Annotated in this window: 4 protein-coding genes; 2 read left to right on the forward strand and 2 right to left on the reverse strand. The window is 32.0% G+C overall.

The window, feature by feature from the left end:
- Both HOG88_RS11645 and HOG88_RS11650 read right to left on the reverse strand, forming a co-directional pair.
- A partial coding sequence (locus tag HOG88_RS11645; RefSeq protein ID WP_295006352.1) for an amidase family protein occupies nt 1–432 on the reverse strand: 432 nt, incomplete at its 3' end.
- Nucleotides 433–480: 48 nt separating this feature from the next.
- On the reverse strand, nt 481–1,131 hold the full coding sequence (locus HOG88_RS11650; protein ID WP_295006354.1) for a hypothetical protein: 651 nt from the start codon (nt 1,129–1,131) through the stop codon (nt 481–483).
- A gap of 138 nt (nt 1,132–1,269) precedes the next feature.
- Here HOG88_RS11650 and HOG88_RS11655 point away from each other — a divergent pair, with 138 nt between their 5' ends.
- Together HOG88_RS11655 and HOG88_RS11660 are read left to right on the forward strand one after the other, a co-directional pair.
- Entirely contained in the window at nt 1,270–2,022 is a 753-nt protein-coding gene (locus HOG88_RS11655) for a DUF481 domain-containing protein (protein ID WP_295006356.1), read from the forward strand.
- 31 nt (nt 2,023–2,053) lie between these two features.
- Nucleotides 2,054–2,257: inositol monophosphatase family protein (locus HOG88_RS11660; RefSeq protein ID WP_295006358.1), on the forward strand; the 204-nt coding region annotated here is incomplete at its 3' end.

Consider the following 2,257-nt stretch of genomic DNA (forward strand, 5'->3'; position numbering starts at 1 on the left):
ACTTCCAAGAGCGGCAATGGCAAGACCTGCACCAACGGCCGCTGCACTACCACCAGAACTTCCACCAGGAACTCTGTCTGCGTTTATTGGGTTGAGTGTTTTACCATAAAAGCTCGACTCTGTTGTAGAACCCATTGCAAATTCATCCATGTTTACTCTTCCAAAAGGAGAAAGACCTGCCGCAGTAAGTTTATCAATGACGGTTGCGTTGTAAGGAGCTATATAACCTTGAAGGATGTTTGAACCTGATGTTACAGACCAGTTTTTAACTTGTATATTATCTTTTATAGCGATAGGTACACCATCTCCAACATTATTAACATCTATGTAAGCGTTTAATTCAGGTTGTGCCCCAATTTTAGCTTTAAGTTCATCTTTAAATTTGTTTAATTCTTCTGTTGATAATGTGAGAGCTTTTTTTAATGTAATCACTAAATTTCCTATCTATTTTAATTAAAGTAATTGTATCTAAATGTATATTTAAGGAGTATTAACAAAGTATCTCATGTTAATGTCTGCTAGTCTATCACCCCATGCAATGTAAGTAATTTTTCGTCCTTGTTCTACATATATATGATTGTCTAAGAAGTAGTGTTCAAGTATATTTACAATGTTGGTAGTTTTAGGAACTGTAACAATCCAGACAAAACCAATCACTTTTAGTGAAGGTATCTCTTTACGGCTTCTCATGATGTCTCGTAACTCCGTTTCTATAACAGTACTACTGTCTACATCAGTAAATTTTGACAACTCAACTAGTGCTTCAAAGTTGTCCTCATCTGTGACTTTTTTCCAACGGTCATGTGTGAATTTTTCTTTAAAATTGTAGTCGCCATTATGTTTCTTTTTGAGACAAAGACAATAGGCAGTTTTAATTGAAGTGGGTATATTTTCGACTAAATGATTTATCTCTTTTTGAGTATAACTATTTTTTGAAAAACCCTCTTCGTTAAAAAAGTTTACATTCTCTAGATTTTTTAGACTTTCTTCATCTGTAACTCTGTTGATTTCATTAACAATTGCAATAGGGTAGTTTGCAACCCAAGTCCAAGAGCTGTTTTTTGTGAGAAACTCAATTGTCTTCCTGCTGTTTTGTATGCCATTGTGTATATCGGATATTATTTTTTTCATAAAAATAGTATATCAAATTACTTTTGAGATAGAAGAAGAAAAAGGCTATTTTAGGAATATTTTAAGTTAAAATATAGATAAATGTATAAATTTTAAAGTATCAACTTGCTATAGTTTCATAAATTTAAAGGTGATTAAATGAAATTAATAATTTTTACACTCCTTATCGTTCACAATCTTTCAGCACTCGTCTCAATTTCTCCTGTTGAAATAGGTAAGAAAGCTGGACTTTCTTTTAAAATAGAAGCTGGATTTGAAACAAAAAGAGGTAATACTGACAAAGACAACTATCAAGGATCCTCGCGAGTTACATATGATGAAGCAAAAGAATATGTAGTTTGGACAGAATTTTCAGGTGAATATGGCGAGTCAAATACAGTGGCAGATACAAATAAAGCTTTTGGACATCTGCGTTTGATTCATAGTCTAGGGGATAATGACAATTTAAGATACGAGATATTTTCTCAACTCGAAAGTGATGAGTTTAGGTTGATAAATAGTAGGCTACTAGGTGGAATAGGTTTACGGTATCGACTTTTGAATAGTGAAGAAAGAGGAAAAGGCTTTTTTGGTCTTTCAATATTTCATGAAGATATAGAATATAAAGAGCCCAATGTAAATTCTAAAGAAGAAAACCAAAGGTTAAATGTATATCTTTCTTATAGCATTAAATTAGAGAAGAGTGCTGCATTCTCATATGTACTCTATTATCAACCAAAAGTTGATGATTTTAGTGATCATATTGTGACAAATGACTTTGAAGTAAAAGTCAAGCTTTATAAGGCACTTGATTTAAAGTTAAATGTTACATACAATATAGACAATGTACCTCCTGAAGGTGTAGTTAAGTCAGACTTTACACAAAGAACAACACTGGTTTTAAGCTTTTAGATTAATAAAATAAATTATATAAGGGAAGCAGATGAGAAATATATACTTAATAATTGCCAAACAAATTGTAGATGAAGCTGGTAGAATTATACGAGAAGCTAGAGAAACAAATACTTTTAGTTTTGAGTTTAAAGAAGATAATACTCCCATCAGTAACCTTGACCAACAGATTCAAGACTATATGACAAAGCGTTTAAAAGATAATTTTGATATTCAGGTTATGGGAGAAGAAAAT

Source organism: Sulfurimonas sp. (genome assembly GCF_018698455.1).
GTDB lineage: Bacteria > Campylobacterota > Campylobacteria > Campylobacterales > Sulfurimonadaceae > Sulfurimonas.

Bases quoted from the DNA above. Each gene is read 5' to 3' on its own strand.
- HOG88_RS11650 (WP_295006354.1), bottom strand. From the start codon at position 1,131: ATGAAAAAAATAATATCCGATATACACAATGGCATACAAAACAGCAGG.
- HOG88_RS11655 (WP_295006356.1), top strand. From the start codon at position 1,270: ATGAAATTAATAATTTTTACACTCCTTATCGTTCACAATCTTTCAGCA.